Annotated in this window: 22 protein-coding genes; 12 read left to right on the top strand and 10 right to left on the bottom strand. The window is 69.6% G+C overall.

The window, feature by feature from the left end; genetic code table 11:
• Positions 1-21: 21 nt before the first annotated feature.
• Positions 22-1,980, top strand: a complete 1,959-nt coding sequence (locus tag BJ998_RS02785; RefSeq protein ID WP_184858184.1) for an elongation factor G — start codon at positions 22-24, stop codon at positions 1,978-1,980.
• Between the two features lie 2 nt (positions 1,981-1,982).
• Here the strand turns inward: BJ998_RS02785 and BJ998_RS02780 are convergent, their stop codons facing one another.
• Positions 1,983-2,162: a hypothetical protein gene (locus BJ998_RS02780; protein ID WP_184858182.1), complete on the bottom strand. Its 180-nt coding sequence runs from the start codon at positions 2,160-2,162 to the stop codon at positions 1,983-1,985.
• Positions 2,163-2,413: 251 nt separating this feature from the next.
• Between BJ998_RS02780 and BJ998_RS02775 the strand changes: the two genes are divergently transcribed.
• The gene (locus tag BJ998_RS02775) at positions 2,414-2,803 is read left to right on the top strand and encodes a nitroreductase/quinone reductase family protein (RefSeq protein ID WP_184858180.1); all 390 of its coding nucleotides are present in this window, start codon (positions 2,414-2,416) and stop codon (positions 2,801-2,803) included.
• A 56-nt stretch (positions 2,804-2,859) separates the two neighbouring features.
• Here the strand turns inward: BJ998_RS02775 and BJ998_RS02770 are convergent, their stop codons facing one another.
• Both BJ998_RS02770 and BJ998_RS02765 read right to left on the bottom strand, forming a co-directional pair.
• Positions 2,860-3,453: a hypothetical protein gene (locus BJ998_RS02770; protein WP_184858178.1), complete on the bottom strand. Its 594-nt coding sequence runs from the start codon at positions 3,451-3,453 to the stop codon at positions 2,860-2,862.
• A 50-nt stretch (positions 3,454-3,503) separates the two neighbouring features.
• Positions 3,504-4,067, bottom strand: coding sequence for a TetR/AcrR family transcriptional regulator (locus BJ998_RS02765; RefSeq protein ID WP_184858176.1), 564 nt, complete (start codon positions 4,065-4,067; stop codon positions 3,504-3,506).
• A 75-nt stretch (positions 4,068-4,142) separates the two neighbouring features.
• Between BJ998_RS02765 and BJ998_RS02760 the strand changes: the two genes are divergently transcribed.
• The 3 genes from BJ998_RS02760 to BJ998_RS02750 are packed head-to-tail and all read left to right on the top strand — an operon-like array spanning position 4,143 to position 7,089.
• Positions 4,143-4,991 carry an SDR family NAD(P)-dependent oxidoreductase gene (locus BJ998_RS02760; protein ID WP_184858174.1) on the top strand — a complete coding sequence of 283 codons (849 nt, stop codon included), beginning with the start codon at positions 4,143-4,145 and terminating at the stop codon, positions 4,989-4,991.
• 37 nt (positions 4,992-5,028) lie between these two features.
• Positions 5,029-6,240, top strand: coding sequence for an MFS transporter (locus tag BJ998_RS02755; RefSeq protein WP_221337852.1), 1,212 nt, complete (start codon positions 5,029-5,031; stop codon positions 6,238-6,240).
• Positions 6,241-6,297: 57 nt separating this feature from the next.
• The gene (locus BJ998_RS02750; protein ID WP_184858172.1) at positions 6,298-7,089 is read left to right on the top strand and encodes a hypothetical protein; all 792 of its coding nucleotides are present in this window, start codon (positions 6,298-6,300) and stop codon (positions 7,087-7,089) included.
• Between the two features lie 27 nt (positions 7,090-7,116).
• Here BJ998_RS02750 and BJ998_RS02745 read toward each other — a convergent pair whose 3' ends face one another.
• Positions 7,117-8,169, bottom strand: coding sequence for a hypothetical protein (locus BJ998_RS02745; RefSeq protein WP_184858170.1), 1,053 nt, complete (start codon positions 8,167-8,169; stop codon positions 7,117-7,119).
• A 344-nt stretch (positions 8,170-8,513) separates the two neighbouring features.
• Between BJ998_RS02745 and BJ998_RS02740 the strand changes: the two genes are divergently transcribed.
• A complete protein-coding gene (locus BJ998_RS02740) occupies positions 8,514-10,955 on the top strand; it encodes a protease pro-enzyme activation domain-containing protein (RefSeq protein ID WP_184858168.1) in 2,442 nt (813 codons plus the stop codon).
• Positions 10,956-11,062: 107 nt separating this feature from the next.
• On the opposite strand, the gene BJ998_RS02735 is transcribed toward BJ998_RS02740, so the two are convergent.
• Positions 11,063-11,539 (bottom strand): MarR family winged helix-turn-helix transcriptional regulator, encoded by a 477-nt coding sequence (locus BJ998_RS02735; protein WP_184858166.1) that lies wholly within the window; start codon positions 11,537-11,539, stop codon positions 11,063-11,065.
• A gap of 71 nt (positions 11,540-11,610) precedes the next feature.
• Here BJ998_RS02735 and BJ998_RS02730 point away from each other — a divergent pair, with 71 nt between their 5' ends.
• A complete protein-coding gene (locus BJ998_RS02730; protein ID WP_221338375.1) occupies positions 11,611-12,144 on the top strand; it encodes a carboxymuconolactone decarboxylase family protein in 534 nt (177 codons plus the stop codon).
• Here BJ998_RS02730 and BJ998_RS02725 read toward each other — a convergent pair.
• Positions 12,123-14,042, bottom strand: coding sequence for an acyl-CoA dehydrogenase family protein (locus BJ998_RS02725; protein WP_184858164.1), 1,920 nt, complete (start codon positions 14,040-14,042; stop codon positions 12,123-12,125). The two genes, BJ998_RS02730 and BJ998_RS02725, sit on opposite strands and share 22 nt — an antisense overlap.
• Before the next feature lie 296 nt (positions 14,043-14,338).
• Here BJ998_RS02725 and BJ998_RS02720 point away from each other — a divergent pair, with 296 nt between their 5' ends.
• Positions 14,339-15,529: a hypothetical protein gene (locus BJ998_RS02720; protein ID WP_184858162.1), complete on the top strand. Its 1,191-nt coding sequence runs from the start codon at positions 14,339-14,341 to the stop codon at positions 15,527-15,529.
• A 424-nt stretch (positions 15,530-15,953) separates the two neighbouring features.
• Here the strand turns inward: BJ998_RS02720 and BJ998_RS02715 are convergent, their stop codons facing one another.
• Both BJ998_RS02715 and BJ998_RS02710 read right to left on the bottom strand, forming a co-directional pair.
• Positions 15,954-17,099, bottom strand: a complete 1,146-nt coding sequence (locus BJ998_RS02715; RefSeq protein WP_184858160.1) for an HNH endonuclease — start codon at positions 17,097-17,099, stop codon at positions 15,954-15,956.
• Between the two features lie 399 nt (positions 17,100-17,498).
• A complete protein-coding gene (locus BJ998_RS02710) occupies positions 17,499-17,996 on the bottom strand; it encodes a P-loop nucleotide/nucleoside kinase family protein (RefSeq protein WP_312889885.1) in 498 nt (165 codons plus the stop codon).
• A 91-nt stretch (positions 17,997-18,087) separates the two neighbouring features.
• Between BJ998_RS02710 and BJ998_RS02705 the strand changes: the two genes are divergently transcribed.
• On the top strand, positions 18,088-18,462 hold the full coding sequence (locus BJ998_RS02705) for a DUF427 domain-containing protein (protein WP_184858158.1): 375 nt from the start codon (positions 18,088-18,090) through the stop codon (positions 18,460-18,462).
• Here BJ998_RS02705 and BJ998_RS02700 read toward each other — a convergent pair whose 3' ends face one another.
• The gene (locus BJ998_RS02700; RefSeq protein ID WP_184858157.1) at positions 18,463-20,049 is read right to left on the bottom strand and encodes a gamma-glutamyltransferase; all 1,587 of its coding nucleotides are present in this window, start codon (positions 20,047-20,049) and stop codon (positions 18,463-18,465) included.
• A 121-nt stretch (positions 20,050-20,170) separates the two neighbouring features.
• Here BJ998_RS02700 and BJ998_RS02695 point away from each other — a divergent pair, with 121 nt between their 5' ends.
• A complete protein-coding gene (locus BJ998_RS02695) occupies positions 20,171-21,055 on the top strand; it encodes a TIGR03854 family LLM class F420-dependent oxidoreductase (protein ID WP_312890535.1) in 885 nt (294 codons plus the stop codon).
• On the opposite strand, the gene BJ998_RS02690 is transcribed toward BJ998_RS02695, so the two are convergent.
• The gene (locus tag BJ998_RS02690) at positions 21,052-22,182 is read right to left on the bottom strand and encodes a CaiB/BaiF CoA transferase family protein (protein ID WP_184858156.1); all 1,131 of its coding nucleotides are present in this window, start codon (positions 22,180-22,182) and stop codon (positions 21,052-21,054) included. The two genes, BJ998_RS02695 and BJ998_RS02690, sit on opposite strands and share 4 nt — an antisense overlap.
• 34 nt (positions 22,183-22,216) lie before the next feature.
• Between BJ998_RS02690 and BJ998_RS02685 the strand changes: the two genes are divergently transcribed.
• Positions 22,217-23,377: an FAD-dependent oxidoreductase gene (locus BJ998_RS02685; RefSeq protein WP_184858155.1), complete on the top strand. Its 1,161-nt coding sequence runs from the start codon at positions 22,217-22,219 to the stop codon at positions 23,375-23,377.
• Between the two features lie 243 nt (positions 23,378-23,620).
• Positions 23,621-25,861, top strand: coding sequence for an ATP-binding protein (locus tag BJ998_RS02680; protein ID WP_184858154.1), 2,241 nt, complete (start codon positions 23,621-23,623; stop codon positions 25,859-25,861).
• Positions 25,862-25,911: the final 50 nt, after the last annotated feature.

Below are 25,911 nucleotides of genomic sequence, written 5' to 3'. Positions count from 1 at the left end.
TTCTGAAGGACATGACGCCGCATGGCAGTGCTCAACCTCGGGATTCTCGCGCACGTCGACGCCGGTAAGACCAGCCTGACCGAGCGGTTGCTGTTCACCGCCGGGATCATCGACGAGATCGGCAGCGTCGACGACGGAAACACGCAAACCGATTCGATGGCGCTGGAACGCCGTCGAGGCATCACCATCAAGTCGGCGGTGGTGTCCTTCACCCTCGGCGACCGCACGGTCAACCTCATCGACACGCCCGGCCACCCGGATTTCATCGCCGAGGTGGAACGGGTGTTGGGCGTGCTCGACGGCGCGGTGCTCGTGGTGTCGGCGGTGGAAGGCGTGCAGGCGCAGACCCGGATTCTGATGCGTGTGTTGCGCAGGCTGCGTATTCCGACGCTCATCTTCGTCAACAAGGTCGATCGCGGCGGCGCCCGCTACGACGAGCTGTTGGCGGACATTTCCGCCAAACTGTCGTCCTCGATCGTGCCGATGGGCTCGGTTTCCGGTCTCGGTACCCGTGCCGCCCGCGCCGTGCCTTTCGGCGCGGGTGACCTCGATTTCGTGGAACGGCTCATCGAGTTGGACGACGACCTCACCGCCGCTTACCTCTCCGCTACGGAAGTTCCCTACGAGCAAGCGTTGTCCACGCTCGCGGAGCGGTCGCGGCGGGGACTGGCGCACCCGGTGTACTTCGGTTCCGCGATCACCGGGACGGGCGTGGATGCCCTGGCCGAAGGCATCACGTCGTTCCTGCCGACGGCTCCTTCCGATGCCGATGCCCCGGTTTCCGGCACGGTGTTCAAGGTCGAGCGCGGACCCGCCGGCGAGAAGATCGCCTACGTGCGAATGCACGCCGGCACCCTGCGCGTCCGGGACCGGCTGCCCGACAGCGACGACAAGGTGACCGCCATCTCCGTCTTCTCGGCGGGCACCAGCGTTTCACGGTCGGCCGTTTCCGCCGGTTCCATCGCCAAGCTGTGGGGGCTCAACGGCATTCGCATCGGCGACACCATCGGTTCGTCTCCCGGCGCGGCGGAGCGCTACTTCTCGCTGCCCACGCTGGAAACCGTCGTCCTGCCGGCGCGTTCGGGGGAGCGCGGCACGCTTCGCGCCGCCCTCGACCAGTTGGCCGAACAGGATCCGCTGATCGACGTCCGTCAGGACGAAATTCGCCGCGAGATCTCGGTGTCGCTCTACGGCGAGGTGCAGAAGGAGGTCATCCAGGCCACGCTCGCCGAGGAGTTCGGCCTCGAAGTCTCCTTCCGGGAGACCACGACCATCAATGTCGAACGTGTTGTCGGCACCGGTGCGGCGTTCGAGATCATGCACGTCCAGCCCAATCCCTTCCTCGCCACCGTCGGTCTTCGTATCGAGCCCGGCCCGATCGACAGTGGTGTGCGCTACCGGCTCGGTGTCGAACTCGGCTCCATGCCGTACGCCTTCATGAAGGCGGTCGAGGACACCGTTCGGGAGACCCTGCTGCAAGGTCTGCACGGCTGGCAGGTGATCGACTGCGTCGTCACGATGACTCATTCCGGCTATTCCCCACGGCAGAGCCACATGCACGCCACGTTCGACAAGTCGATGTCCAGTACCGGCGCCGACTTCCGCGGCCTCACCCCGCTCGTGCTGATGTCCGCCCTGGCGAAGGCCGGCACCCGGGTCCACGAGCCCATTCATCGCTACCAGCTGGAGATTCCCACCGAGGCGTTCGCCGCCGTGCTGCCGGTGTTGGTGAATCTCCGCGCCGCGCCGCTGATGTCGTCCATCCGCGGCGGCACTCATGTCCTCTCCGGCGACATCCCCGCCGCCGAGGTCCACGGGCTTGAGCGCCGGCTACCGTCGCTGACCAGTGGCGAGGGTGTGCTGGAGTCCGCCTTCGACCACTACCGGCCCGTCGACGGTCCGGCCCCGGACCGACCGCGATGGGACCACAACCCGTTGAACCGCAAGGAATACCTGCTGCACGTGCTTCGCCGGGTCTGACCTCAGCCCCGGCGGCGCCGGTAGGCCACCCAACCGATGTTGACCACCGTCGTCGCCGACAACACCGCCAGCAGCACGCCCGCCCACGTCATGCCGAGCCGGAAGGAGACCAGCGCCGATGCGACGCACAGCGCCAGGCCCACCGCCGCCAGCCACAGTCGCGCCGTCCGCGTCGGAACCACCCCGCCCATGCCAGCCGTCGGGTCGTGGAAGGCCCGGTGCCCCCCACTCTCGGATTGCCCCATGCCGCCCGCCGCCATGCCGCTCCGTCCGACCTCGCCGCCCGTCCCGTTCGACGCAGCCCCCGTTTCCATCCAACCAGACGAACCTGGCAACCTCGTGGCTGGTGATCATCACCGCCCCGCACTGCCAGCTCCACGTGATTGGATGGAAACGGGGGCTGCATTTTTCCCCGGACTCGGAGAGGTCAGGAATGTCCAGCAATCGGGCCAAGCACCGGATCGTCACGTCCTTCCAGCGCGGGATCAACCCGATCCTGAAACGCATGCCGGGTCAGACGCTGCTGGAGACCACCGGGCGCCGCTCCGGCCTGCCCCGCCGGACCCCGCTCGGCGGCCGCGTGGTCGGCCGGGACTTCTGGCTCGTCTCCGAGCACGGCGAGAAGTCCCAGTACGTGCGCAACATCCAGGCCGACCCCCGGGTCCGCGTCCGGATCAGGGGGCGTTGGCGTGCCGGCATCGCGCACCTCATGCCGGAGGACGACGCCAAGGCGCGCCTTCGCACGCTCCCCGCGGCCAACAGCGCCGGCGTGCGCCTGCTCGGCACCGACCTGCTGACCATCCGCGTCGAACTGACCGACTAGACCCTGACCGACTAGACCGCGGCGGCCGCCCGCGTAGTCCTCGTGGCCGAGGCTGGTCACGATCGCTTCCCGCCGCGGCTGACGGGTTTCGCCCATGCCGCCGACCGCCGCATCGGCAGCTGGGTGGCCGGCGGCGCGGTGGCCGGTTTCCTGATCTCGCCGGCGGCGCGCTCCGTGACGACGGCGCGCAGTTCGTCGAAGCCCTCGTCGTAGCGGTAGCGGGTGCGGACATTGCGCAGGAGGCCGGTGCGAGCCCAGGGGGCATGGCAGATCGGCGTGTCGGCGGCGGAACCATCCGTCAGGTCGAACCACAGTTCCTGGCCGGCAGTGTCGCCGAACACGCCGTTGACGGACACGTTCTCCACCGCGGCGATGGTGCCCCAGGGCATCATCCGGGTGGACCAGAAGAACCGCAGCAGAACGCCGTCGCCACCGACGTACACATTGACCATGCGCCAACGGAGGCCGGTGCCGAAGAAGACGGCCCCGGCCGGGAACAGCACGATGAAGTCCGGCCGCAGGCCCGGGTACAGTCGCGTCAGGACGACGATGCCGGCCAGCGCCAGGAACCCGCCGAAGCCCATGAGACAAGCAGTGGCGACGGCGTCCATGACCCCGAGCCGGAACACGGGTTTCCACCTGTGCTGCACGGGAACGACGGTACGCGCGATGCGCCGGCCCGGAGGCGTTTCCGGCACTTTCAGCCGGACACTGTCCCGAGGTAGGCGAGCAGGTCGTCGACGAGGCCCTCGGGGTCGGCATTGCCCTTGCCACCGGCGGCGAGATGGCCGGCGGACGCGAGGTCGGCGGCACCGTGGGCGAGGGAGCGGAGCAGGGAGGCGAGCCGCACGGGGTCACCGGCGGGGAGCACGCCGGCCTGTTGGGCGGCGAGCACCGTCTCGACGAACCGGGCTTGGGCGGCATCGGCGGCGTGGTGCAGCTCGGTGGAGTCGACGGTCCAGGGCCCGAAGATCAAACGGAACAGGGCGGGGGAGTCGAGCGCCCAGCGGACGTAGCCGTGCAGGGTGTGGCGAAGCCGGTTCGCGGGCGACGCGTCGGGCTGGGGGCGGGAGGCCCGGCGTTCGAGCTCGCGGGCGGCGAGCGCGGCGAGCAGGGCCTCCTTGCTGGGGAAGTGCTTGTACGGGGCGTTGTGGGAGACCCCGGCCTGCCGCCCGACCTCCCGCAGCGTGACGGCCTCCACCCCGCCCGCGTCGAGCAGTCGCGTCGCCGCGTCGAGCAATGCCTCACGGGTCCCGGAAGCCATTGCCGCATCTTAGACGGTGGTTGACGCTGTCAACCGCCGGAGCTAGGTTGACGACGTCAACCTGAAGGGGGAGTCATGCATGCGGTGGTCACGGGGGCGACGTCCGGCATCGGCGAGGCGATCGCGGCGAAGCTGGCCCGATCCGCGACGGTGACGCTGGTCGGCCGGGACGACACTCGGCTGCGCGCGGCGGCGGCGCGGATCGGCAAGGCCGTGCCGGGCGCGGACCTGATCCTGGAACGGGCTGATCTTGCGCTGTGCGGGGAAGTCCGGAGCCTCGCGGAACGGCTGGAGTCGCCGGACGTGGTGGTGAGCAATGCAGCGGTGATCACGGACCTGGATGACCGCACCGACGAGGGGGTGCAGACCTTGCTGGCGACGAATCACCTTGCTCCGTACCTGTTGTTGCGGTTGCTGGCGGAGCGAATCGGCGAAGGGGGTGGTCGGCAGGCGAGGTTCGTGATCGTCGGGGCGGATCCGGTGGCGTTGGCCAGGGTGCCGGTGGATCTGGATGATCTGGAGTCCCGACGGCTTCGCATGCCGGACCCGGATCTGCGGCCGTTCGTGGCGTATGGGCGGACCAAGAACATGAACGCCATGTTCTGCTACGCGCTGGCGCGAAGGCTGACGGCGATCACGGTCAATGCGGTGCATCCGGGGATCATCGGGGGCACGGGGCTGGGGAGGAATGCCCGTGGCGCGCTGAAGAGACTGGGCGAGGAGCTCGGCCGGACGGCGCCGAGGGCGGAAGTGGGGGCGGAAACCCCGGTGTGGCTGGCGACGGCGTCCGAAGTGGACGGCAGGACGGGCGGCTTCTATGTGGGCCGCGAGCTCGTGAAGACGGCGGAGCACACGACGGACCCGGAGCGCTGCGAGCGGTTGTGGTGTGAAAGTGCCCAACTGGTGGGAATTTCTGATTGGTAGCAAGGAGAACATCCGCCTTCCGGTAGGGTGACGGCACGTGCGCACCGGCCGGTGGAACCGTGACTTCTCCTTGTTCTTCGTGGCCCGCGCGGCGGCCCGACTCGGCGACATGATGCTGCCGGTCGCGCTCGCGGCGGGCCTGATCCAGTACGGCTACGGAGTCGGCGCGGTCGGCGGTGCGATGGCGGCCTTCAGTGCGTGCTTCGCCGGTTTTGTCATCTTCGGCGGCGTGATCGCGGACCGTTTCGACACCCGAGCGGTGATGGTGTGCGCGGACCTGACGCGGGTGGTCACCCAATCGTCGGTGGCGATGATGTTCTTCACCGGCCACGTGGTGTTCTGGCAGATCTGCGTGGTCGGCGCGATCAACGGCCTGTGCGCGGCGCTGTTCCAGCCGGGCATCGCCAGCACGATCCCACAGATCGCCACCGACGTGCAGGGCGCCAACGGGATCATCCGCATCGCGGAGTCGGTGATGGGCGTGGCCGGCCCGGCCGTCGCGGGCCTGCTGATCGGCGTCACGTCGGTGGGCGGCGTCTTCGCGGCGCACGCGGCGACATACCTCACGAGTGCGCTGTGCCTACTGGGTTTGCGCCTGCGCCGAGGGCCGCGGCCGGCCGAGCGCGAACGGTTCCGGACGGATCTGGTCGAGGGTTGGCGGGAATTCCGAGCCCGCGGCTGGGTGTGGGGCGTGATCCTGGTGTGGATGGTCCTGATGATCACGACCTTCGGCCCGCTCACCCCGCTCGTCGCCACCGAGATCATCACCGCCCACGGCGACACCGCGTACGGCCTGGTCAACTCGATCGGCGGCGCGGGAATGGCCGTCGGCGGCCTGATCGCGATGCGCCTGCGGCCACGCCATCCGCTGCGCGCCGGCGCGATCGCGATGCTCGCGTACGGACTGCAACCGGTGATGGTCGCGCTGCACGCCCCGATCTGGCTGGTGGCGACGGGGTTCGCGGTCACCGGCGGCGTCCAGACGTTCTGGAGCGTGATGTGGGCGACGAGCATCCAGACCCAGATCCCCGGCTCGATCCTCAACCGCATCCACGCCTACGAGGTCGCCGGCTCGCTGGCGATGATGCCGGTCGGCCAGGCGCTCGCCGGCCCGGCGGCGGGTCTGCTCGGCAGCGGACCGGTGCTGGTGGTGGGTGCGGTGACGGCGGTGGCCGGCATGGTCGCACTGCTGCTCGCGCCGCCGGTGCGGGATCTCGGCCGCGCGGAGCAGGACCTGGTCGGGGTTTGAGAGGCCAGGGGTGCGGGCTCGGTCGCGCGGGGTCGGGGCTGGTGAGAGGCTGACGGCATGCGCACCGAACTGCTCTCCGTGCCCGGCGAACCGGATCGCGCGAACGAGGACTTCGCGGCGGTGTCGCCGCGAGGGGCCGCGCTGGTGCTGGACGGGGTGACGCCACCGCCGGACGGGCAGACGGGATGCATCCACACGGTGACGTGGTTCGTGCAGAAGTTGGGGCCGGCGTTGCTGGGGCGGGCGGAGCAGAGGCGCGATCAGTCGCTGGCGGACTGCCTGGCGGAAGCGATCGCGCAGACGGCGGCGCAGCACGAGGGGACCTGCGATCTGGGCCATCGGCGCACGCCGCAGTCGACGGTGGTGGCGGTGCGGTGGGACGACGACCGGGTGGAGTGGCTGGTGTTGTCGGACTCGGTGTTGCTGTTGGACGTCAACGGCACGGTGACGCCGATTCTTGATACGAGGCTGGACGAGGTCACTGGCCGGCCGGAGCTGCGGGCTATCCGCTATACGCCGGCATATTTTGATGCGTTGGAGAGCATGAGGAATGCCGACGACGGGTTCTATACGGCGGCGGCGGACCCGGAAGTGGCGAAGCGCGCGGTGACCGGGCATCTGCCCCGCGCGGAAGTGCGCGCGGCGGCGGCGATGTCGGACGGCGCGAGCCGGTGGACCGAGGTGTTCGGCTTCGGCGACTGGACCGAGTTGTTCAAGCAGGTCAGGGACAATGGTGTTCAGCGAGTGGTCGACGAGGTGCGTGAGGCGGAGATCGCGGACCCGGAGCGGACGGCCTTTCCGCGCGGCAAGTCCCGCGACGACGCGTCGGTTGTGTTCCTCCAGTTCTGAGCCATGTCCGAAGTGGACGCGGGCGCGCTAGCGAACGGGTGAGGGTTGCTCGCGGATGAGGGCCAGCGCCGGAGCGAGGGCTGCTCGCGGATACGGGGTCTGGCGGCTCTCGCCGAACAGAGCGGCGAAGAAGTCGTTGAACGGCACGGCTATCGAGCGGTAGCGGCGCAGGATGTCGGCCGCGGCGGGAGGAAACGCCACGTCGTCGTTGAAGTCACGGACGAAGGCGTGCCGGTCCAACGGGCCGCCCTCGACGTTGCCGAACGCCCGCACCAGGGAATTGACCAGGTGTGCCAGCACGTAACAGCGGTCGTGGCCGGCATTGTGTTCGAGAAACTCCCGTTCGGCCGGCGACAGATCGAACCGGGGCGAGGTCGCCAGCCCGAGATCGCCGAGATAGAGCCGCTCGCCGTCGGTGAGGATGTTGGCGAAATGGGCGTCGAAATGGATCAGCTCGTGGCTCTCCATAAACGCGGTGACGGCCAGCAGGTCCCGTTCCACCATCGCGCACGGGCCCTCGATGTCGCCGGCGGCGAGCCGGGCCGGCAGCCAGTCGCTCAGCACGTGCGGAAAGTGCTCCATGAACAGCACCACGGTCGCCTCGGCGGCGACCAACGCCTCCGCACGGGCCCGCACACCCGTGCCGTCGTGCAGGTATTCGACGAACCGGTCGACGTCGTCGAGGTCCGGCCGCACCGGCGGCGGCGTGTCCAGCACCCGCCAGTGATAGAGCAGCGGGAAGTTGGCGCACGCACCGGACAGCACCCAGTTGGTGGTCATCACGTGCGCGGCCACCTCCCGCCACACGCCGAAACCGGGCGTGAGAACGCCGTACTGGCACCACGGCGGCAGGCCGAACATGTTCGCGGTCGACCGCTGGTGCTCCGGGCGGCGCTCCAGTTCGGTCAGCGGCACCCTCTTGACGAACACCCGCTCGCCGGCCACGGTCAGCACCCCGGCCGCGCCGCCGACGCCGCTGCTGTCGACCGGCGTCGTGGTCTCCAGCAGCCGTGCGACCTGCCGGTCGCTGAGCAACGCCAATGCGCTGGATACGGCCGCGAATCGTCCGGTTCTGGTCACCGGGTCACGTTACCGGCCGGGATGATCCGTTCGCGAACGAGTTTTGACAATCCTTCTTTCGTCGGGCTGCCGGTGTTGATGACTGTTAAGGTCCATATCCCAAGGAATGGACGCAAAACCAGTTGGTTTGTCCGCTTTGCCGGGGAATGTGTCACGGTCGGTCGACGCATGCTGTCCCGTGCGTGACGGCCAGGTCACGATACGGCCACCCGTGACGGGCGATTCCATACCTTGGTAGGGAATCCATTCCCTGGCGGAAGTCCGGCTGTTAGTGTTCCGGTAACTCCCTCGCCGAGGGAAATAACCCCTGCCATTTTCATCTCCCCTGTAGGGATGGAGCAATCGTGAAGCTGACCCGTCGCGCCTCCGTGGCGCTGCTGGTTGCCGCGCCGATGGTCCTGGCGACCGGCGCCGGGTTCACCGCCTCCGCGCAGACGAACCCGCACACCACCCAGCTGGCCAACAGTGCCGCCCCGGGACTCGAGTTCGCCACAAGAACCGGCTCGGTGAACGCCGACCAGCAGATGCAGGTCGCCGTCTCGCTGAACTACCGGGACGCGGCCGGCCTGGACGCCTTCCTGGCCCGCGTGAACAACCCGAGCTCGGCCGACTACCACCACTACCTGACGCCGGAGCAGTTCCGCGACCGGTTCGCGCCCACCCAGGCGCAGGTCGACCAGGTGCGCGCGTACCTGCAGAGCAAGGGCCTCACCATCACCGACGTGGCGTCCAACCGGATGCTGATCGACGCCAAGGGCCCGGCCAAGACGGTGCAGAGCGCCTTCGCCACCTCGGTGTCGCGCTACCACGACAACAAGACCAACAAGGACTTCACCGCCAACGACACGGCCCCGTCGGTCGACAGCTCGGTCGCCGGCCTCATCGGCGGCATCTCCGGCCTGAACAACCACTACCAGCTGCACAGCTACACCAGGACGCCCAACGCGAACGCGCCGAAGGCGGGCAGCGGCCCGGCCGGCGGCTACACCGCGCAGGAGCTGCGCTCGGCCTACGGCGTCGACAAGCTGTTCAACGCCGGCACCACCGGCGCCGGCCAGACCGTCGCCATGCTGGAGTTCTCGCACTTCAGCCAGACCAACATCAGCAAGTACGACTCGCAGTACGGCACCGGCTCGCCGACCCCGACCGTGGTCAAGGTCGACGGCGGCGACGACGACACCGCCGGCGACGGCACCGTCGAGGTCGAGCTGGACATCGAGGTCGCGCACGCGATCGCGCCCAAGGCCAATGTCGCGGTCTACGAGGCCCCGAACAGCGACCAGGGCGAGATCGACATGTGGAACAAGTTCATCACCGACAACGTGTCAGTGGTGTCCTCCAGTTGGGGCGCCTGCGAGCTCGACGACACGGCGTCGACCGAGACCGCCGTGGACAACGTGGCCAAGCAGGGCGCGGCCCAGGGCCAGACCTTCCTGTCGGCGGCCGGTGACTCCGGCGCCTACGACTGCTACCGGCACTCCGGCACCCAGTCGCCCAACGCCAACAACCTCGCGGTCGACTTCCCCGGCTCCGACCCGTACGTGACCAGCGTCGGCGGCACCGTGCTGACCGAGGGCAGCGGCGGCAGCTACAGCTCCGAGACCGTGTGGAACGAGGGCACGGCCACCAAGTGGGCCGGTGGCGGCGGCGTGTCCAGCAAGTTCGCCCGCCCGTCCTGGCAGACCGGCCCCGGCGTCAACACCAGCGCGCTGCGCCAGGTGCCGGACGTCTCGGCCGTCGCGTCGGACTACTCGATCTACACCCAGAGCCAGTGGACCACCGTCGGCGGCACCAGCGCGGCCACCCCGCTGTGGGCTTCCGTGCTGACGCTGGCCAACCAGCAGGCGGCCGCGGCCGGCCACTCCCGCGTCGGCCAGGTCAACTCCACGCTGTACCAGCTGGGTTCGTCGAGCAACTACGGCTCGCTGTTCCACGACATCACCAGCGGCGACAACCTGCACTACAGCGCCGCGGCCAACTTCGACGAGGCCAGCGGCTGGGGCTCGCCGAAGGCCGACGCCCTCGTGCCGAACCTGTCCGGCGGCGGCACCACGCAGCCGGGCGCCCCGTCGGTGACCAGCCCGGGCAACCAGTCCAACCTGGTCGGTGACAGCGTCAACATCACCGTCCGCGCCACCGGCGGCACCTCGCCGTACACGTGGACCGCGTCCGGCCTGCCGGCCGGCCTGTCCATCGCCTCGGGCACCGGCGTGATCAGCGGCAAGACCACCACGGCCGGCACGTACAACGTGACCGTCACGGCGACCGACGCCGCCGGCAAGGCCGGCAGCGCCTCCTTCACCTGGACCGTCAGCACCACCGGCGGCTCCTGCTCCGGCCAGAAGCTCGGCAACCCCGGCTTCGAGACCGGCAGCGCCTCGCCGTGGAGCGCCTCCTCGGGCGTGGTCAGCAACGCCTCCGCCGGCGAGGCCGCGCACTCCGGCAGCTACCTGGCCTGGCTGGACGGCTACGGCCAGACCCACAGCGACACCCTGTCCCAGTCGGTGACCATTCCGGCCGGCTGCCACGCCACGCTGTCGTTCTGGCTGCACATCGACACCGCCGAGACGACCACCTCGACCGCGTACGACAAGCTGACCGTCAAGGCCGGCTCGACGACACTGGCGACGTACTCCAACCTGAACAAGGCCAGCGGCTACGCGCAGAAGACGTTCGACGTCTCCTCGCTGGCCGGCCAGACGGTGACGATCTCGTTCACCGGCGCGGAGGACTCGGGCCTGCAGACCTCGTTCGTCATCGACGACACGGCCGTCACGCTCAGCTGACCCACCGCCAGCACCGCTAGGAAAGGACCGTTCCTCTACTCCGAGTAGAGGAACGGTCCTTTCCGAACGTTCGGGGCTTGACGGGGTGGAGTGTGGGCGGTGGCGGGTCAGCTGGTGAACCAGCCGGGGGCGTCGAGGCGGAAGAAGTTGCCCGGGGTCATCGTGCGCAGGCCCGCTTCCATGTCGCGGAGGCGTTGCGGCCCCAGGGTTTGGGCCCATTCGGCGCGCAGCTCGTCGAAGATCTGGGCCGATCGGACGAGCGCGTCGACGCCGTGCGGGGTGAGGCGGACCAGTTTGCGCCGAGCGTCGTGGGTGTCGTCGACGCGCTCCACGTAGCCGAGCGCCTCCAGCCGGTCCGCGGTCTTGCCGGCAGCCTGCTTGGACACGCCGAGGCGTCGGCCCAGCTCGCTCGCGGTGGTGCCGGCGCGGCCGATGGCCTGCAGCGCGAAGCCGTGCGCGGGGCGCAGATCCGGGTGCCCCTGAGCGGCCAGTTCCGCGTGTAGGCGGTCGATGAGCGTGCGGAAGCCGGCGAACAACAGCAGCGGCAGCGCGAAGCCGGGCTCGTCCCCGGATGGATTAGTCATTGCGCAACTCGACAACCTGGTTTACCTTTTCGACAACCACGTTGACGATGCTAGTCCATCTGGAGGAGATGTTGTTCGCCGACCACACCCTGGAGACCGCGCCCGAGGCGGCGCGGAGATCCATGAAGGCCACCATCGACCACCTCGGTTACCTGCCGTCGCCGGTCGCGCGGCTCGCGGCGTCGCCGCAGCTGCTGGACGGCTTTCTCCGGCTCAGCACCATGTTCGAGACCACGTCGCTGGAGCCGGTCGCCCGCGAGGTGGTTGTCATGACGGTGGCCGTGCGCAACGGCTGCCACGTCTGCATCGCCATGCACACCGCCAAGCTCGGCGGCATCGGCGCGGACGCCGAGCTGGTGGCAGCCCTGCGCGACCAGCGGCCGCTCGCCGACGAGAAGCTGGAAGCCTTGCGTACCTTCACCATCGAGGTCCTGGCCACCGCCGGCGGCGTGGACGACGTCGTGCTCAAGGAGTTCCTCGGGCACGGCTACACCACGCAGCAGGCCCTGGAGGTGGTGCTGGGCATCGGCGCCTACACCCTGTCCACCTTCGCCAACCGGATGACCAAGGCGCCGCTGGACTATCAGCTGGCGGCGTTCGCCTGATCGTGCCGCCACTGGACGTCCTGCCGGTCCGGTTCCTCACGCAGGATCGCCGCGTCGAGGAAGCGTTCCGGGATGGCGAAGGCGTCCACCAGGGTGCGCGCATGCGGCCGCAACTCGGCGCACAGCGCGTTCACCGCACCGTTCACCGCCTTGCCGCGACCGGCCGCCAGCCGGCCGTGCGCGAGGAACCACGCCAGGTCGTCGTTCACGGTGTGCAGCGCGTACAGCGTGCACACCCGGTCGAGCAGGTGCTTGACCTCCGGGTCGGCGCAGCCCTCGACCGCGTCCGCGAACGCTTGTAGCACAACGCGTTCGGTGTGCACGCGGCCGGCGCGCAGCACGTGGTCCTGCGCGCTGTTGAACACCTCGAACGGGTCCGCGTCGCCGCTCGCGGCCCGCCGCAGCCGGCGGGCCAGCCCGTCCAGCACGTGCGCCTCCCGGTCCTCGAACGCCCGCAGCTGCCAGCCGCGGTCGTAGAGGGCGTCGGCGTCGTCCCGGCCGGGGCCGAGGCTGGGCAGTCGCTCGGCGACCATGCCGACGAACTGCTCGGCGACGAAGCGGGCGGTCGCCAGCGTGCCGAGATCCTCGAAGTGACTGCGGTAGTTGGTCAACAGCCCCTTGGCGACCAGCTGCAACAGCACCGTGTTGTCGCCCTCGAACGTGGTGAACACGTCCGTGTCGGCCTTCAGCCCGGTCAGCAGGTTCTCGGCCAGGTAGCCGGCTCCGCCGCACGCCTCGCGACAGGTCTGGATCGTCGCGGTGGTGTGCCATGTGGACAGTGCCTTGACGCCGGCGGCGCGGGATTCCAGCTCGCGCTGCCGGCGCTCGTCCGGGTCCGCGGCGCTCTGCAGTTCGTCCAAAGTGGCCGTCAGGGCCTCCTGGGCGAAGTGCAGCGCATACGTGGTGGCCAGTGCCGGTAGCAGTTTACGTTGGTGCGCCTGGTAGTCCAGCAGCACGACCTCGCGTGCTTCGTCCGGGCGGTTGAACTGGCGGCGGGTGTCGGCGTAGCGGACGGCAATGGTCAGTGCGCGCTTGGCCGCGCTGCCGGCGCTGCCCGCGACGCTGACCCGACCGCGGATCAGCGTGCCCAGCATGGTGAAGAAGCGTCGGTTGTCGCTGTCGATCGGGCTGCGGTACGTGCCGTCCTCGTCGACCTGGCCGTAGTGGTCGAGCAGGTTGTCGCGCGGCACACGGACGTGGTCGAACGTCAGCCGGCCGTTGTCGACGCCGTTCAGGCCGCCCTTGCGGCCGCAGTCCTCAATGGACACCCCGGGCATCGGATTGCCCTCGGTGTCCCGGATCGGCACCAGGAAGGCATGTACGCCGCGACTGCGGCCGTCCGTGATCAGCTGGGCGAACACCACCGCCGCACGGCCGTCCCGCGCCGCGTTGCCGATGTAGTCCTTGCGGGCGGACTGATGCGGCGTGTGGATGACGAACTCGCCGCCGTCGAAGGTGGCGGTCGTGCGCAGGTGCTGCACGTCGGAACCGTGACCGGTCTCGGTCATGGCGAAACAACCCGGCAGCGTCAGGTCCATGATGTCGGCGAGGTGGCGCTCGTGGTGCCGGCGCGTGCCGAGCAACTGCACCGCGCCGCCGAACAGTCCCCACTGCACGCCGGCCTTCACCATCAGCGACAGGTCGCCGAAGCCGAGCATCTCGAACGCGACCACCGAGCCGCCGATGTCGCCGCCGCCACCGTATTCGCGGTCGAACCCCAGCCTGGGGCCGTCCGTTTTGGCCAGGGCGTGCATCTGCTCGAACACCAGCGCCCGGTGTTCGTCCGTGCTCAGGCCGCTGGTGTCGCTGTACTCGACGGCGGCCAGCTGCTCGCGGACCGTGCGCCGCAGAGCGGCCCACCGCCCGTCGAGGATCTCGGTGATCGCACTCGGCTCCACGGCCCGAGCCTAACCACGGTCGGCGGTTGCCGCAGGATCACCTGTGACGGGCTCAGGACACTCTGCCGATACAACTCGCGCAGCCCTCGATCACGGCGTCGTATTGTGGCCAGTGGACGTTTGACGCCGTCCGCTACCTGGCGAAGTCATTGGTCTGCAACAGGTTGTCGCGCTGGTGGCGGTCATCGCGCCGGGAGCGCGGGCTGCGTGCGCTGCTCGCCGAGCGCTCGGCCTGCTGGAGGAACTACGCAGAACTGCGTATTCCGGACGGCGTTTGCGCTGGTCACGATGTCGCCATGTCACGCAACTGGGCCAGAGCGCTGTCCGCCGCGCTCGCCGTGGGGGTCGCGCTGCTGGCGGCCCCGGCCGCGCACGCCGGCGCCGGGTACTTCACCAGCCAGGACCTGACCGGCTCCGCCGGCGTTCCCGTCGGGCAGATGGAGCCCGCGGGGTGGTACACGCCGTGGGACCTCAAGCGGCACTTCGCGTACGTCAGCGACGACCAACGGATCATCGTCGCCAGCTCTGCCCCGGGCGGATCCTGGACGTGGACCACCGCTTTGGACAGTGCGTACGTCCTCGGCTACCTGACCACGTATTCGTACTCCTGGGACCACAGCTCGCACATCGTCTACGCCGACGGCGTCACCCACCACCTGATCGAATTGTGGTCCAGCGACGCTTCGCCGACGTGGCAGAAGGTCGACCTCACCGAGACGTACCACGGGCCGCTGATCGAGCTCGACCCGCGCGGCTACGAGCAGGACGGCCAGCAGCACGTCGTCTTCAAGGACGGGCACGGCAACGGCGTGATCTGGGAGGCGACGTTCGCGCCCGGGGCGGGGTGGGGGTTCACCAACCTGACCGAGCGGGCCGGGATCCACCCGAAGAACGACTACGGCTGGTACCTCGCCGCGTCGTCGCTCGGCACCGACGGCGAGGCCATCGGGTACATCGGCACCGACGGCTACCCGCACGTGCTGGCCGGGCAGCACGGCCGGTGGACCGACCAGCGGGTCGGGGTACCGGCCGACGAGAAGTTCTTCACCATGAACTCGATGGTCTTCCTGCGGGACGGGCGCCTCGTGCGCTATGCCCTGCGCTACTACACCAGCGACACCCACCTGCACGAGGTTGCGTGGGAGGGCGGGCGGTGGACCGACACCGACGTCGCCGCGGCCACCCCGACGGTCGACCCGCGCTGGGCTCCTAATGCGGCTAATGACTCGTACCTTTGGAACGCCGACGGCAGCGAGCACATGTTCACGACCGGCGCGGACGGGGCCGTGCGGGAGTACGTGCGGACGCGGGCCGGGGATTGGTACGTGTGGCGGGACAGCGAGCCGATTCCCGACGGCCTCGGCTGGATCGGGGCGTTCGCCGCGCCGGACGACACCATGCACGGGACGGAGACCGAGTTCTACGTCTACTACAACACCGACAAGCATGTGGTGGTCGCTGATCTGACGGCGGCGTATCAGGCTTGAGGGTTTGATGCTTTGGATGGGCGGTAGGTTTGGTTGTGGAGGGGATGGGGATTTGAGGTGTTGGGTTGGGTGGGGTTCAGTGGTGTTCGGGGCGGATTTGTGTGGTGTTAGGGCGGCGGGGGTTGGCGGCGTGGGTGGGCCGATTTGGTGTGGAGCCTCTGGACGATGGCACTCAGGGCTGTTTAGAGGCAGGCAGAGCCTGCCCCGAGTCGCTGTCAATTGTATGCCATCGTCCACCTCCACACAAAATCGGCCCAAGTATGGGGTGAGGGTGATGGGGTGGCGGCTGTCGGGTGGTGTAAGGGTGCCGGTGAGAAGGGGTGGTGGGTGCGGGCGGTGAAAGGTCGCCATCGGATTGGGGGCGTGGTGTTCGACGAGTCGGCGGGCGGGTTTCGTTCGCTGTGGAGTTGTCAAAGAACGCGGGTTAGTACTGATGGGGTCGGGTGGTGTGGACCCGGCCCTGGGGTGTGGTCCAGGTGGTGGTGCCGTCGGGGTCGAGGGTGACGGTGTAGTTGTCGTGTTTGCGGTGGTGGTGCCAGGAGCAGAGGCCCTTGAGTTGGGTGGCTGTGGTTTTGCCTTTGGGCCAGGGGATGACGTGGTCGAGTTCGCGGATGGGGCTGGTGCAGCCGGGGGCGGTGCAGGTGCCGCCGTCGTGGATCTTGACCATCTCCCGCATGGGGGCGGTGGGCCGGTACTTGGCGGTGCTCATGCCGGTGGCGTGCCGGTACTCGTCGAGCAGGATGCCGCGCCAGGGGCCCTGCATGGCCAGTTCGCAGGCGAGTTCGGCGGGGATGGGGCCGTAGCCGTCCAACAGGCCGGGGTCTTTGGTCAGCCCGATCAAGGTCTCGACGGGGATCGTCACATGCACCTGGACCTGGCGCTCCTTGGTGTTGGCGAGGAAGCGGTCGAGGAAGGCGTCGGCCCGCTTCTGGTCGGTGGTCCGGTCATCTTGGGGCAGCTCGGCGACGTCGGCGTTGAGCAGGTCGTAGGCCATGCGGGCCTCCACGGCGGGCAGCACCGCCTTGAGCTGGGCCATCCCGTCCGGGAGGGGTCTGAATTCGACTCGGCGCTCGGCCTTGGCCTGCTGGCAGCGTCGGTCGCTGCCGTCGGGGTCGGCCAGCGCGACGAGTTTGGTGGTCTGGCGGGCGAGTTGGCTGCGGTTCAACCCGGGCGCGACCTCGATCAGGGTGTCTTCGACCTGGGTGATCAGGGCCTGGGTGGGCAGGTGGGCGACCCGCTCGTCCACGACTTCCAGCCGCCGCTGGTCGATCTCCCCGCGCCGCAGCTGGGCGAACAGCCGGGGCAGTGTCTCGACCACCCGGCTGAATTCCTTGCGTTGTCCCAACGCCCGCTCGGGTTCATGGCCGGCCATGGCCAACTCCGTGAGGTCGTCGACGTGGTGGAGGACCTCCAGCTGGATGGCGTGGCCGAATGCGGCGATCTTGCCGGCCAGAATGTAGGCGGTGACCTTCTCCTGACCGGAGAGGCCTGGAATGCCCACCCTCGCCAACAGGTCAAACAGGGCCCCGCAAGGCTCCTTGTTCTCCATGTCGAGGGTGAGTTCTTCCATGTCTTTAGAATACGCGCTCCAAAGATCGAACTCGAATCACTAATGGGTGATTGTTTCATGCATAATCGCTGGGCGCTTCGCGTTCTGGGGGATGGGGGTCGGGGGACTGAGGAAGTGGGAAGCGGGGGATCGGGGGATCGTGGAAGTGGGAAGCGGGGAAGCGAGGCCGGCAAGCGGTGAAGCGGGGGAAGCGGGGTCGGGAAACGGTGAAGCGGGCCAGCAAGCGGTGAAGCGGAGCGTGGATTTTGTGTGGAGGTGGACGATGGCATACAATTGACAGCGACTCAGGGCAGGCTCTGCCTGCCCCTAAACAGTCCTGAGTGCCATCGTCCAGAGGCTCCACACAAAATCCACGCGACATGCACGGCAAAACCCGCCACAACCCCGAGCCTCAAGCCCTCAAACCTCGGACACGATCCGGGCACACACCTCCTCCGCTCCCAACCTCGTCGTATCCACAACCACCCCCGCCTCCCGCAGCCACGGCAGCGCAGCCTCATACCGCTCGACATGGTCGAGTCGCCACTGCTTCGCTCCCGCCTCCTCTCGATCCTCGACGATCCTTCGAACCAGCTCCTCGCGATCGACGTGCAGCACGAAGTGGTGCACCTTCACGCCCTCGGCGGCCAGCCCGTCGAAGATCTCCCGGGCGTAGGACTCGGTCAGCACGGTCTGCGGGATGACCAGCGTGCCGCCGACGTGGTCGAGCACCTCGACGGCGGTGCGCACGACCAGGGCCCGCCAAGGCGGATTGTCCTGGAAGTTCTCGACCGGTTCGGTCAGCACGTGGCCCAGCATGAAGCCGACGTACTCGGTGTCGAAGATCCGGGCCTGCGGCAGCGCCTTCACCAGCAGTCGCGACGTGGTGGTCTTGCCCGCCCCGAAGGTCCCGTTCACCCAGACGATCATGTGTCACGGTAGCGCGGAACAAGCCGCCGGGGGCGGGGCGTTGCACCTCCTATCCGAGAGGTCGAGGAGTTGACGCACGGTGAGCAAGCAGGTCCTGATCCCGAACGAGAAGCACCCGATCACGGTGACGGCGACGGGTGAGCACGTGGTGGCGACGGTCGGCGGCCGGGTCATCGCGGACACCCGGGAGGCGCTGACGCTGCAGGAGAGCACGTACCCGGCGGTGCGGTACATCCCGCGCAAGGACGTGGACTTCACGCTGCTGGAGCGGTCGGAGCACGAGACGTACTGCCCGTACAAGGGGGACGCCTCCTACTACAGCATCCGGGCGGGGGAGACCTCGGCGGACAACGCGGTGTGGACGTACGAGACTCCCTACGACGCGGTGGCGGAGATCAAGGAGTACGTGGCGTTCTACCCGAACGTCGTGGACGTGCAGGTGCGCGAGGACTGACTACAGCCCTTCGACGGTGCCGCCCGAGAACGGGGTGCGTGCGCCGACGAGCCGGTCACCGAGGGCGATCCCGCCCCAGAAGCCGCGGGGGATGGACGGCTCGGTGACGGGTCGCACGGTGAGCCGCTGACCGAGCTCCTCGGCGCGGCGCAGCACATCCGAGTCGAAGCGGTCCTCGATGACCTGGGGGATGTCGGCCAGCACGGCATCCCACATGCCTTCGCGGGACACGCCGGCCTCGCGGGCGCGCTGCACGGCGTTCTGCCACGCGGAGCCGAAACGCTTGCCCTGTAATCGATCCTGCACGGGTGTGACGACGGTGTCGCCGGCCAGGTAGTCGGGGCCGTGGAACATTGGGCGGCGCACGGCGTCGGCGATGTCCACGCCGAGGCCGAGCACGGCGTGCAGGCATTGCAGGGTGGCGCAGTGCAAGCCGGCGCCGATGCTGCTGGATGCCAGCACCGGCACGCCGTCGCGCAGCACGATCGCGGGGTTGGCGGGCGACGGTAAGTGCTCGCCGGGGCCGAGCTTGGCCAGGGTGGCCTGCTGGAACGACGCTGCATCGGGGATGGAGACGCCGCCGGCGAACAAGCCGGTGGTGCCCCACAAGCTGGTGTTGATGGAGTGGCACGCGGCGGCCACGGCCCCGTACGAGTCGACGGCCAGCACGAAGTCGGAGTGCCCGCCGGGACGGCCGGATTGCCGCGCGACGCCGATCAGGTCCCGCAGCGCGACCGGGTCGGTCAGCGGGTCGCCGATGCCCTCGGCCAGGCGTAACGCCTCGGCGAGGGCCACGCCGCCACGGTTCGGTCGGCCGACGGCGTGCACCTGGGCACCGTGGAAGTCCACGGTCACCGGCGTGTCCCAAACCGGTTCGTACGCGGCGAGATCGGCCGGCGTGGCCTTGCCGCCGGCCGCGCGCACGACGTCGACGAACTCCCGTGCCCACGGCCCGTGATACATCCACTCCGCGCCCTCGGCGGCGACGGCCCGCAGCGTGCGGGCCAGGTCGGGCTGGCGGAACTCGTCGCCCTCGACGGCATGAAACCCCGGCGGCAGAACATCTTTCCGTAGCGCGAACTGGTTTGCCCGGCCGAGGCCGACCGGAAAGCCCTGCTCGGCAACAAAAATCGCCGGCTCGAAGAGATCCGCCCACGGTAGGCGACCGAATCTTCGGTGCGCTGCCTGCACTCCGGCCATGAAGCCCGGCACCAATGCCGTACGGCCGCTCGCGATCGGCTGCCGCGGGATGCTGGCGGGGTCGTCCTCCTCGGCGAACGTCGCGAAGCCGGCGCTGAGCGAATCCGTTCTGCCGTCGAGGAAATGCGTCATGGTGAATACACCCGCATAGCTCACCCACGAGCCGGCGGCCAGCGCGATCTGGGCGAGGGACGTCGCGATGACGGCGTCCACCGCGCTGCCGCCGGCCGCCAGCGCCTGCCGGCCGGCGAGCTGGGCGAACGGCCCGGTGGAGCCCACCACCATCGCCCGCTCGCCCACGCCGGAGACGCCCTCGGTGTCCGGCGGCGACGTGCCGAGCAGCAGGTAGCGACGCACCTCGTCGGTGTCCCAGGTTCTCGGATCCATGGCTGCCTCCTTCGCAGCTGTACAGTGCTTATCAAAGCGTAAGTACGGTCGGGTGTGCAAGTCGCGCCGGGAAGACGCCGACATGGGCGTGCTTTCCTCTGGTAAGACCTTGGGCATGGGCGTGCTGAAGGTGCGGTTGGGCGTCGGACTGAGACCGGGCGGCGGCGCCGCCGAGTTCCCGAAGATCGTCGACGAGCTGGAGGCCGAGGGCGTCGACTCGCTGTGGTTGTCCGAGGTCGTCTACGGCGGCAACGTCGATCCGATGATCGGCATGGCGCACGCGTTGGCCCGCACCACCAAGCTCAAGGTCGGCACCGGGGTTTCGGTGCTGCCCGGGCGGCATCCGGTGCTGGTGGCCAAGCAGCTCGCCACGTTGGCCGGGCTGGCGCCGAAGCGCGTGTTGCCGGTGTTCGGGCTACGGCCCGCGCGGCGCGACGAGTGGAACCTGTTCCCCGTGCCGGAGGGCCGCCGCGCGGCCGTCTTCGACGAGTCGCTGCGGTTGCTGCGGCTGCTGCTCACCGAGGACAACGTCAGCTTCGACGGCGAGTTCTTCCAGGTGGACGGCGTTTCCCTGGCCGAACGCCCGGCGCGGCCGCTGGACATCTGGGTCGGCGGCAGCGCGCCCGCCGCGCTCCGCCGGGTCGGCCGTCTGGCCGACGGCTGGCTGGGCAGCTTCGTCACGCCCGAGCAGGCCAAGCTGCACGTCGAGACGATCAAGGCGGCCGCCGCCGAGGCCGGCCGGGAGGTCGAGGAGGATCATTACGGCCTGTCGCTGGCCGTCGCCCCCGACGGCATTCCGCCCGCGCTGGCCAAGGCCGCCGCGGACCGCGCGCCGGGCGTCGACCCCGCGGATCTGGTCGCCGGCAGTTGGGACGATGCCCGGCGGCTGCTCGACGGCTATCTGGATGCCGGGCTGTCGAAGTTCGTGCTGCGGCCGGCGGGCTCGACGAGTTGGGACGAGTTCCTGGCGAAGTTCCTGCCGCTGGCGGAGGCGCTACACAACTAGACGCCCAGCCAGCGCAGCACTTCCTCGGTGTGCTGGCCCAACGCCGGCACCGGCCCCATCTCGGCCTCCCGGCCGCGGAAGGTGGCCGGCGGCAGCAATGCCCGCACGTCGCCCTCGGGTGTGGACACGGTCCGCCAGCGATCACGGTGGCGGAGCTGGGGATGGGCGGCGAACTCGGCGACCGTCCGCTGCTGGGCGAAGGCGATACGGGCGGATTCCAGGCGACCTATCAGCTCCGGGCCGGTCAGGCCGCCGAACACGGAGTCGATGACGGCGTCCAGTTCCGATCGGTGAACCAGGCGGTCGGAGTTCGACACGAAACGCGCATCGGTGGCCACATGCGGCATGAGGAGCGCCTTGGTGCAGAACTCCTGCCACTCCCGCTCGTTCTGGATGCCGAGCTGGATCACGGTGCCGTCGCCGGCCCGGTAGGCCCCGTACGGCGCGATGGTGGCGTGGTGCACGCCGCTGCGCACGGGCGGGGTGCCGCCGTAAGTGCCGTAGTAGAAGGGAAATCCCATCCACTCGCCGAGCGCCTCCAGCATCGACACCTCGATGGCGCTGCCCCGGCCGGTGCGCTCACGGTCGTACAGAGCGGTCAGGATCCCGCTGTACGCGTACATTCCGGCGGCGATGTCGGCGGCGGCGATGCCGACCTTGGCCGGCGACTCCGGGGTGCCGGTGATCGAGATGAGTCCGGCCTCGCTCTGGATCAGCAGGTCGTAGGCCTTGCGGTCACGGTACGGGCCGTCCGAGCCGTAGCCGGAGATGTCGCACGTGACCAGCCGCGGATGTCGGGCCGTCAGGTCGTCCGCCCCGAAGCCGAGCCGGGCGGCCGCGCCGGGCGCGAGGTTCTGCACGAACACGTCGGCCCGCTCCACCAGGGCCCGCAGCACGTGCGGGGATTCCTTCACGTCCAGCTCGACGCTTTGCTTGCCGCGGTTGAGCCACACGAAGTGGCTGGACTGCCCGTGCACGGCCCGGTCGTAGCCCCGCGCGAAATCGCCCCCGGGACGCTCGATCTTGATCACCCGGGCGCCGAGGTCGGCCAGTTGGCGCGTGGCGAAGGGCGCGGCCACGGCCTGTTCCAAGGCGACGACCAGCAGTCCGGACAGCGGTCCTGGCATCGGTACCTCCCTGCTCGCCCGCAATAATGGACCCGTGACGCGAATCCTGATCATCGGCGGCGGCATCGCGGGCACGTCGGCGGCGCTGGCCGTGCACAAGGCGGGCCTCGACGTGACCGTGTTCGAGGCCCACCCGGACAGCGGCGCCGACATCGGAGCATTCCTCACGCTGGCCAGCAACGGCATGATCGCGTTGGCCCAGCTGGACGCCGCCGAGGCCGTCGCCCGGGTCGGCTTTCCGCTGACCGCCATGCGCGTCACCGCGCACAACGGCGATGTGCTGGCCGTCACGCCGATCGGCGAGCAGGACGATCCGCTCAGGCACTACCGCTGCATCGGCCGCGCCGAGTTGGGCGCCGCCCTGCGCGCGGAGGCCAGGCGGCGGGGCATCGAGATCGTGCACGGCAAGCGCCTCATCGGTGTCGACGACGGCACCGTCACCTTCGAGGACGGCAGCACCGCGACCGGTGACCTCATCCTCGGCGCGGACGGGCTGAACTCGACGGTCCGCTCGCTCATCGCGCCGACCAGCCCCCGCTACGCCGGCCAGCGCGTCTTCTACGGCTACACCACCGACGCCAAGCCCGATCACGAGCCGGGGCGGATCGAGATGCTCCGCGGCAGCGGCACGGCCATCGGCTACGCCGTGTCGCCGGAGGGGGAGACGAACTGGTTCTGCCGCGTGCCGGACACCGAGCTGACGGCCGAGGAGATCGCCGCCGGCTCGCCCGAGCAGTGGCGGGAGACGCTGCTGCCACTGGTCCGCCCGGACGCGACGCCGGCGGCCGAGATCATCGCCGCGACGACCGACCGGCTGATGGTCACCAACGCCCGTGACCTGCCGGAAGGCATGCCGTGGCGGGCCGGCCGGATGCTGCTCGTCGGGGACGCCGCGCACGCCGCGTCCCCCGCGACCGGCCAGGGCGCGTCGATGGCCTTGGAGGACGCCGTCGTACTGGGCAAGGCCCTGCGCGACCTGGGCGTGACGACCGAGGCCCTGGATGCCTACGAGACGTTGCGCCGGCCCCGCGTCGAGCAGAACATCGCCACCAGCGCCCGGTTCACCGCCGCGCGAACGGGCAGCACGACGCCGCCCAGCGCCCGGCCGAAGCCGTCCGAACAGCCGGATTTCCTGGCCCATCTGGACTGGTCCCGGCCGACCGGGTATCTGGGCACGGACGGGCAGCACGTGTGACCCGTGGCGGTCGGCGGCTACGATGTCCGGTCTTTCCACGGGTAGGGTCGAGGCACGGGTGCAGGAGAGGGAGCGCCGTTGTCAGTGGCACCGACGCGCTGCGAGACGTGCGGAAACGAGCTGCCGTCGCGCGCTGACGGGCCGGGTCGGCCTGCTCGGTTCTGCTCGCGTGCCTGCCGTCAGCGGGCCTACCGCCAGCGCTCCGGCGACCAGCAGCCCGAGTCGACGGCAGAGGCTCAGCCCATGGCCGCGCGCCGGTTGCCGGCCAGCCGCGACGCGTTCGTCGGGCGGGTCCAGGAGCTGACCGACATCGGCCTGCTGTTGCGCCGCGCCCGACTGGTGAGCCTGGTCGGCACGGGCGGCGCCGGCAAGACGCGGTTGGCGACGGAGTACGCGACCCGTGCCGTGGCCACGTATCCCGACGGCGTGTGGATCGTCGAGCTGGCCCCGCTGACCAGCGATCACCTGCTGGCGCAGACGATCGCCTCCGCGCTGGGCGTGCGGGAGCAGGCCGGTGAGGATCTGGTGGACACGGTTGTCCTTGCGCTGCAGGGCAAGCGAGCACTGCTCGTCATCGACAACTGTGAGCATCTCGTGGATGCGAGCGCGTCGCTGGCCGACGCGCTGCTCACCGGCTGCCCGCAGCTGCGCGTGCTCGTCACCAGCCGGGAATCCCTTGACCTGCCTGGGGAAGCCGTGCTCCGGGTCGGACATCTCTCGCTGCCGGACTCCTCGCAGCGTTCCGAAGCCGTGCAGCTCTTCGTGGAACGGGCCCGGCTGCTGAGGCCGGACTTCGAGTTGACGGACGCGAACCGGCCGGTCGTGGCGGAGATCTGCATGCGCCTGGACGGCATGCCGCTGGCGATCGAGCTGGCCGCGCGCTGGGTGCGAGTACTGTCGGTCGAGGAGATCCTCGCGCGCCTGGACGACCGGTTCGAACTGCTGTCGCGCGGCCCGCGCACGGCCGCGACGCGGCACCGTGACCTGCGGGCGACCATCGAGTGGAGCTACGAGCTGCTCGACGACACCGAGCGCGAGGCGCTGCGCCGGTTGTCGGTGCTGGCCGGCGACTTCAGCCTCGACTCGGCCAGCGCGGTGTGCGGCGTCGGCCCGCAGCGCACGCTCCGGCTGCTCGCCGACCTGGACGCGAAGTCGCTGGTCGTGGCCGTGCCCGGGATGGTGCAGCGGTTCCGCCAGCTGGAGTCGATCCGGCTCTACGCGCGGGAGAAGCTGGCCGAGGCCGGCGAGGTCGACGACACCACCGAACGGCTGGTCGGCTGGCTGACCTCGCTCGGCGAGTCGCACTACGTGGACCAGATGCTGCTCACGGTGTACGACGACGGCCCCAAGGTCGACGACGAGCGCGACAACCTGTTGCAGGCCGTGGAATGGACGACGGCACGCCGCGACGAGCGCCTTGCGGTGCTGGCCGCCGCGCTCGGCGGCGCCTGGCGGCGGCAGGGGCACACCGTCCAGATCCGCAAGCTGCTCGAGGCCGCGCTGACGATCACGAAGGCCGACAATCCGTACCGCAGCCTGGCGCTGATCGAACTGGGGTGGTTCAACGTCACCGCGGGGGACTTCGAGCGGGCCCGCGACCTGGCCGTCGAGGCGATGGCGTTGGAGGAGCCGCGCGACCGGCCGGTGGTGCTGGGTCGCAACATGACCCTGTTGTCCATGGTCTACCAGGCCCTGGGCGACGTGGAGCGCAGCACGCGGTGCGCCGAGCGCTGCGTGGAGTTGGTGCGGCCGCTGGGCCGGCCCCTGGACACCGCGGTGGGAATGCACAATCTCGGCTACGGCGCCATGGCCGGCGGCGACCCGGCGCGGGCGGCGGAGCTGATCGAGGAGTGCCTGCCGGTCTACATGGAGCTCGCGGATCCAGTGAAGCAGATGGAGATCCTGCACTCGGCCGGCGGGATCGCCCTGGAGCGCGGGAAGATCGACCAGGCCGGGGACTACTTCCGGCGCAGCGTCGAGGTCTGTCCGGCGGCGGGTGAGCCGGCCACGTACCCGGTGGAGGGGCTGGCGATCGTCGCCGCGCTGACCGGCGAGCCGAAGCGGGCGCTGCTGCTCGGCACGGCGATGGCGACGCAGCTGCGGAAGTGGCGGATGCGCCGGGAACCGTTCTGGCAGCGGCATGTCGACGCCGCCATGGCCACCGCGCGGGCGTCGCTGAGCGCGCAGGCGGCGCGGGAGGCCACCGAGGCCGGCGAGCGGATGACCCTGGCGCAGGCGATCGCGTACGCGCTGCGGACGCCGGTCGCCGATGACGACGACTCGCCGCTGTCGCAGCGCGAGTGGGACGTGGCGATGCTGACGGCGGAGGGCCTGACCAACCGGGAGATCGCGGTCCGGCTGTCGATCTCCGAGCGGACCGTGGAGACACATCTGCTGCACATCCGCACCAAGCTGGACCTGCGGACCCGGGCCCAGGTCGCGGCGTGGGCGGTCGAGCAGGGCCGGGTTTCGTCACGCCCCTGAGCGCTGTGGGTTTCCCCGATGTCCCATCCACGCGGATGGTTGAAACTCGA

This window comes from Kutzneria kofuensis (assembly GCF_014203355.1).
In the GTDB taxonomy this organism is placed as follows: Bacteria; Actinomycetota; Actinomycetes; order Mycobacteriales; family Pseudonocardiaceae; genus Kutzneria; species Kutzneria kofuensis.
Note: the sequence above shows the minus strand (reverse complement) of the source record. Positions and strands in the feature narration are given on the sequence as shown.

Coding starts and splice junctions, on each gene's coding strand:
- BJ998_RS02785 (WP_184858184.1), top strand. CDS start 22: ATGGCAGTGCTCAACCTCGGGATTCTCGCGCACGTCGACGCCGGTAAG.
- BJ998_RS02775 (WP_184858180.1), top strand. CDS start 2,414: ATGTCCAGCAATCGGGCCAAGCACCGGATCGTCACGTCCTTCCAGCGC.
- BJ998_RS02765 (WP_184858176.1), bottom strand. CDS start 4,067: ATGGCTTCCGGGACCCGTGAGGCATTGCTCGACGCGGCGACGCGACTG.
- BJ998_RS02760 (WP_184858174.1), top strand. CDS start 4,143: ATGCATGCGGTGGTCACGGGGGCGACGTCCGGCATCGGCGAGGCGATC.
- BJ998_RS02750 (WP_184858172.1), top strand. CDS start 6,298: ATGCGCACCGAACTGCTCTCCGTGCCCGGCGAACCGGATCGCGCGAAC.
- BJ998_RS02735 (WP_184858166.1), bottom strand. CDS start 11,539: ATGACTAATCCATCCGGGGACGAGCCCGGCTTCGCGCTGCCGCTGCTG.
- BJ998_RS02720 (WP_184858162.1), top strand. CDS start 14,339: ATGTCACGCAACTGGGCCAGAGCGCTGTCCGCCGCGCTCGCCGTGGGG.
- BJ998_RS02715 (WP_184858160.1), bottom strand. CDS start 17,099: ATGGAAGAACTCACCCTCGACATGGAGAACAAGGAGCCTTGCGGGGCC.
- BJ998_RS02700 (WP_184858157.1), bottom strand. CDS start 20,049: ATGGATCCGAGAACCTGGGACACCGACGAGGTGCGTCGCTACCTGCTG.
- BJ998_RS02690 (WP_184858156.1), bottom strand. CDS start 22,182: ATGCCAGGACCGCTGTCCGGACTGCTGGTCGTCGCCTTGGAACAGGCC.
- BJ998_RS02680 (WP_184858154.1), top strand. CDS start 23,621: ATGGCCGCGCGCCGGTTGCCGGCCAGCCGCGACGCGTTCGTCGGGCGG.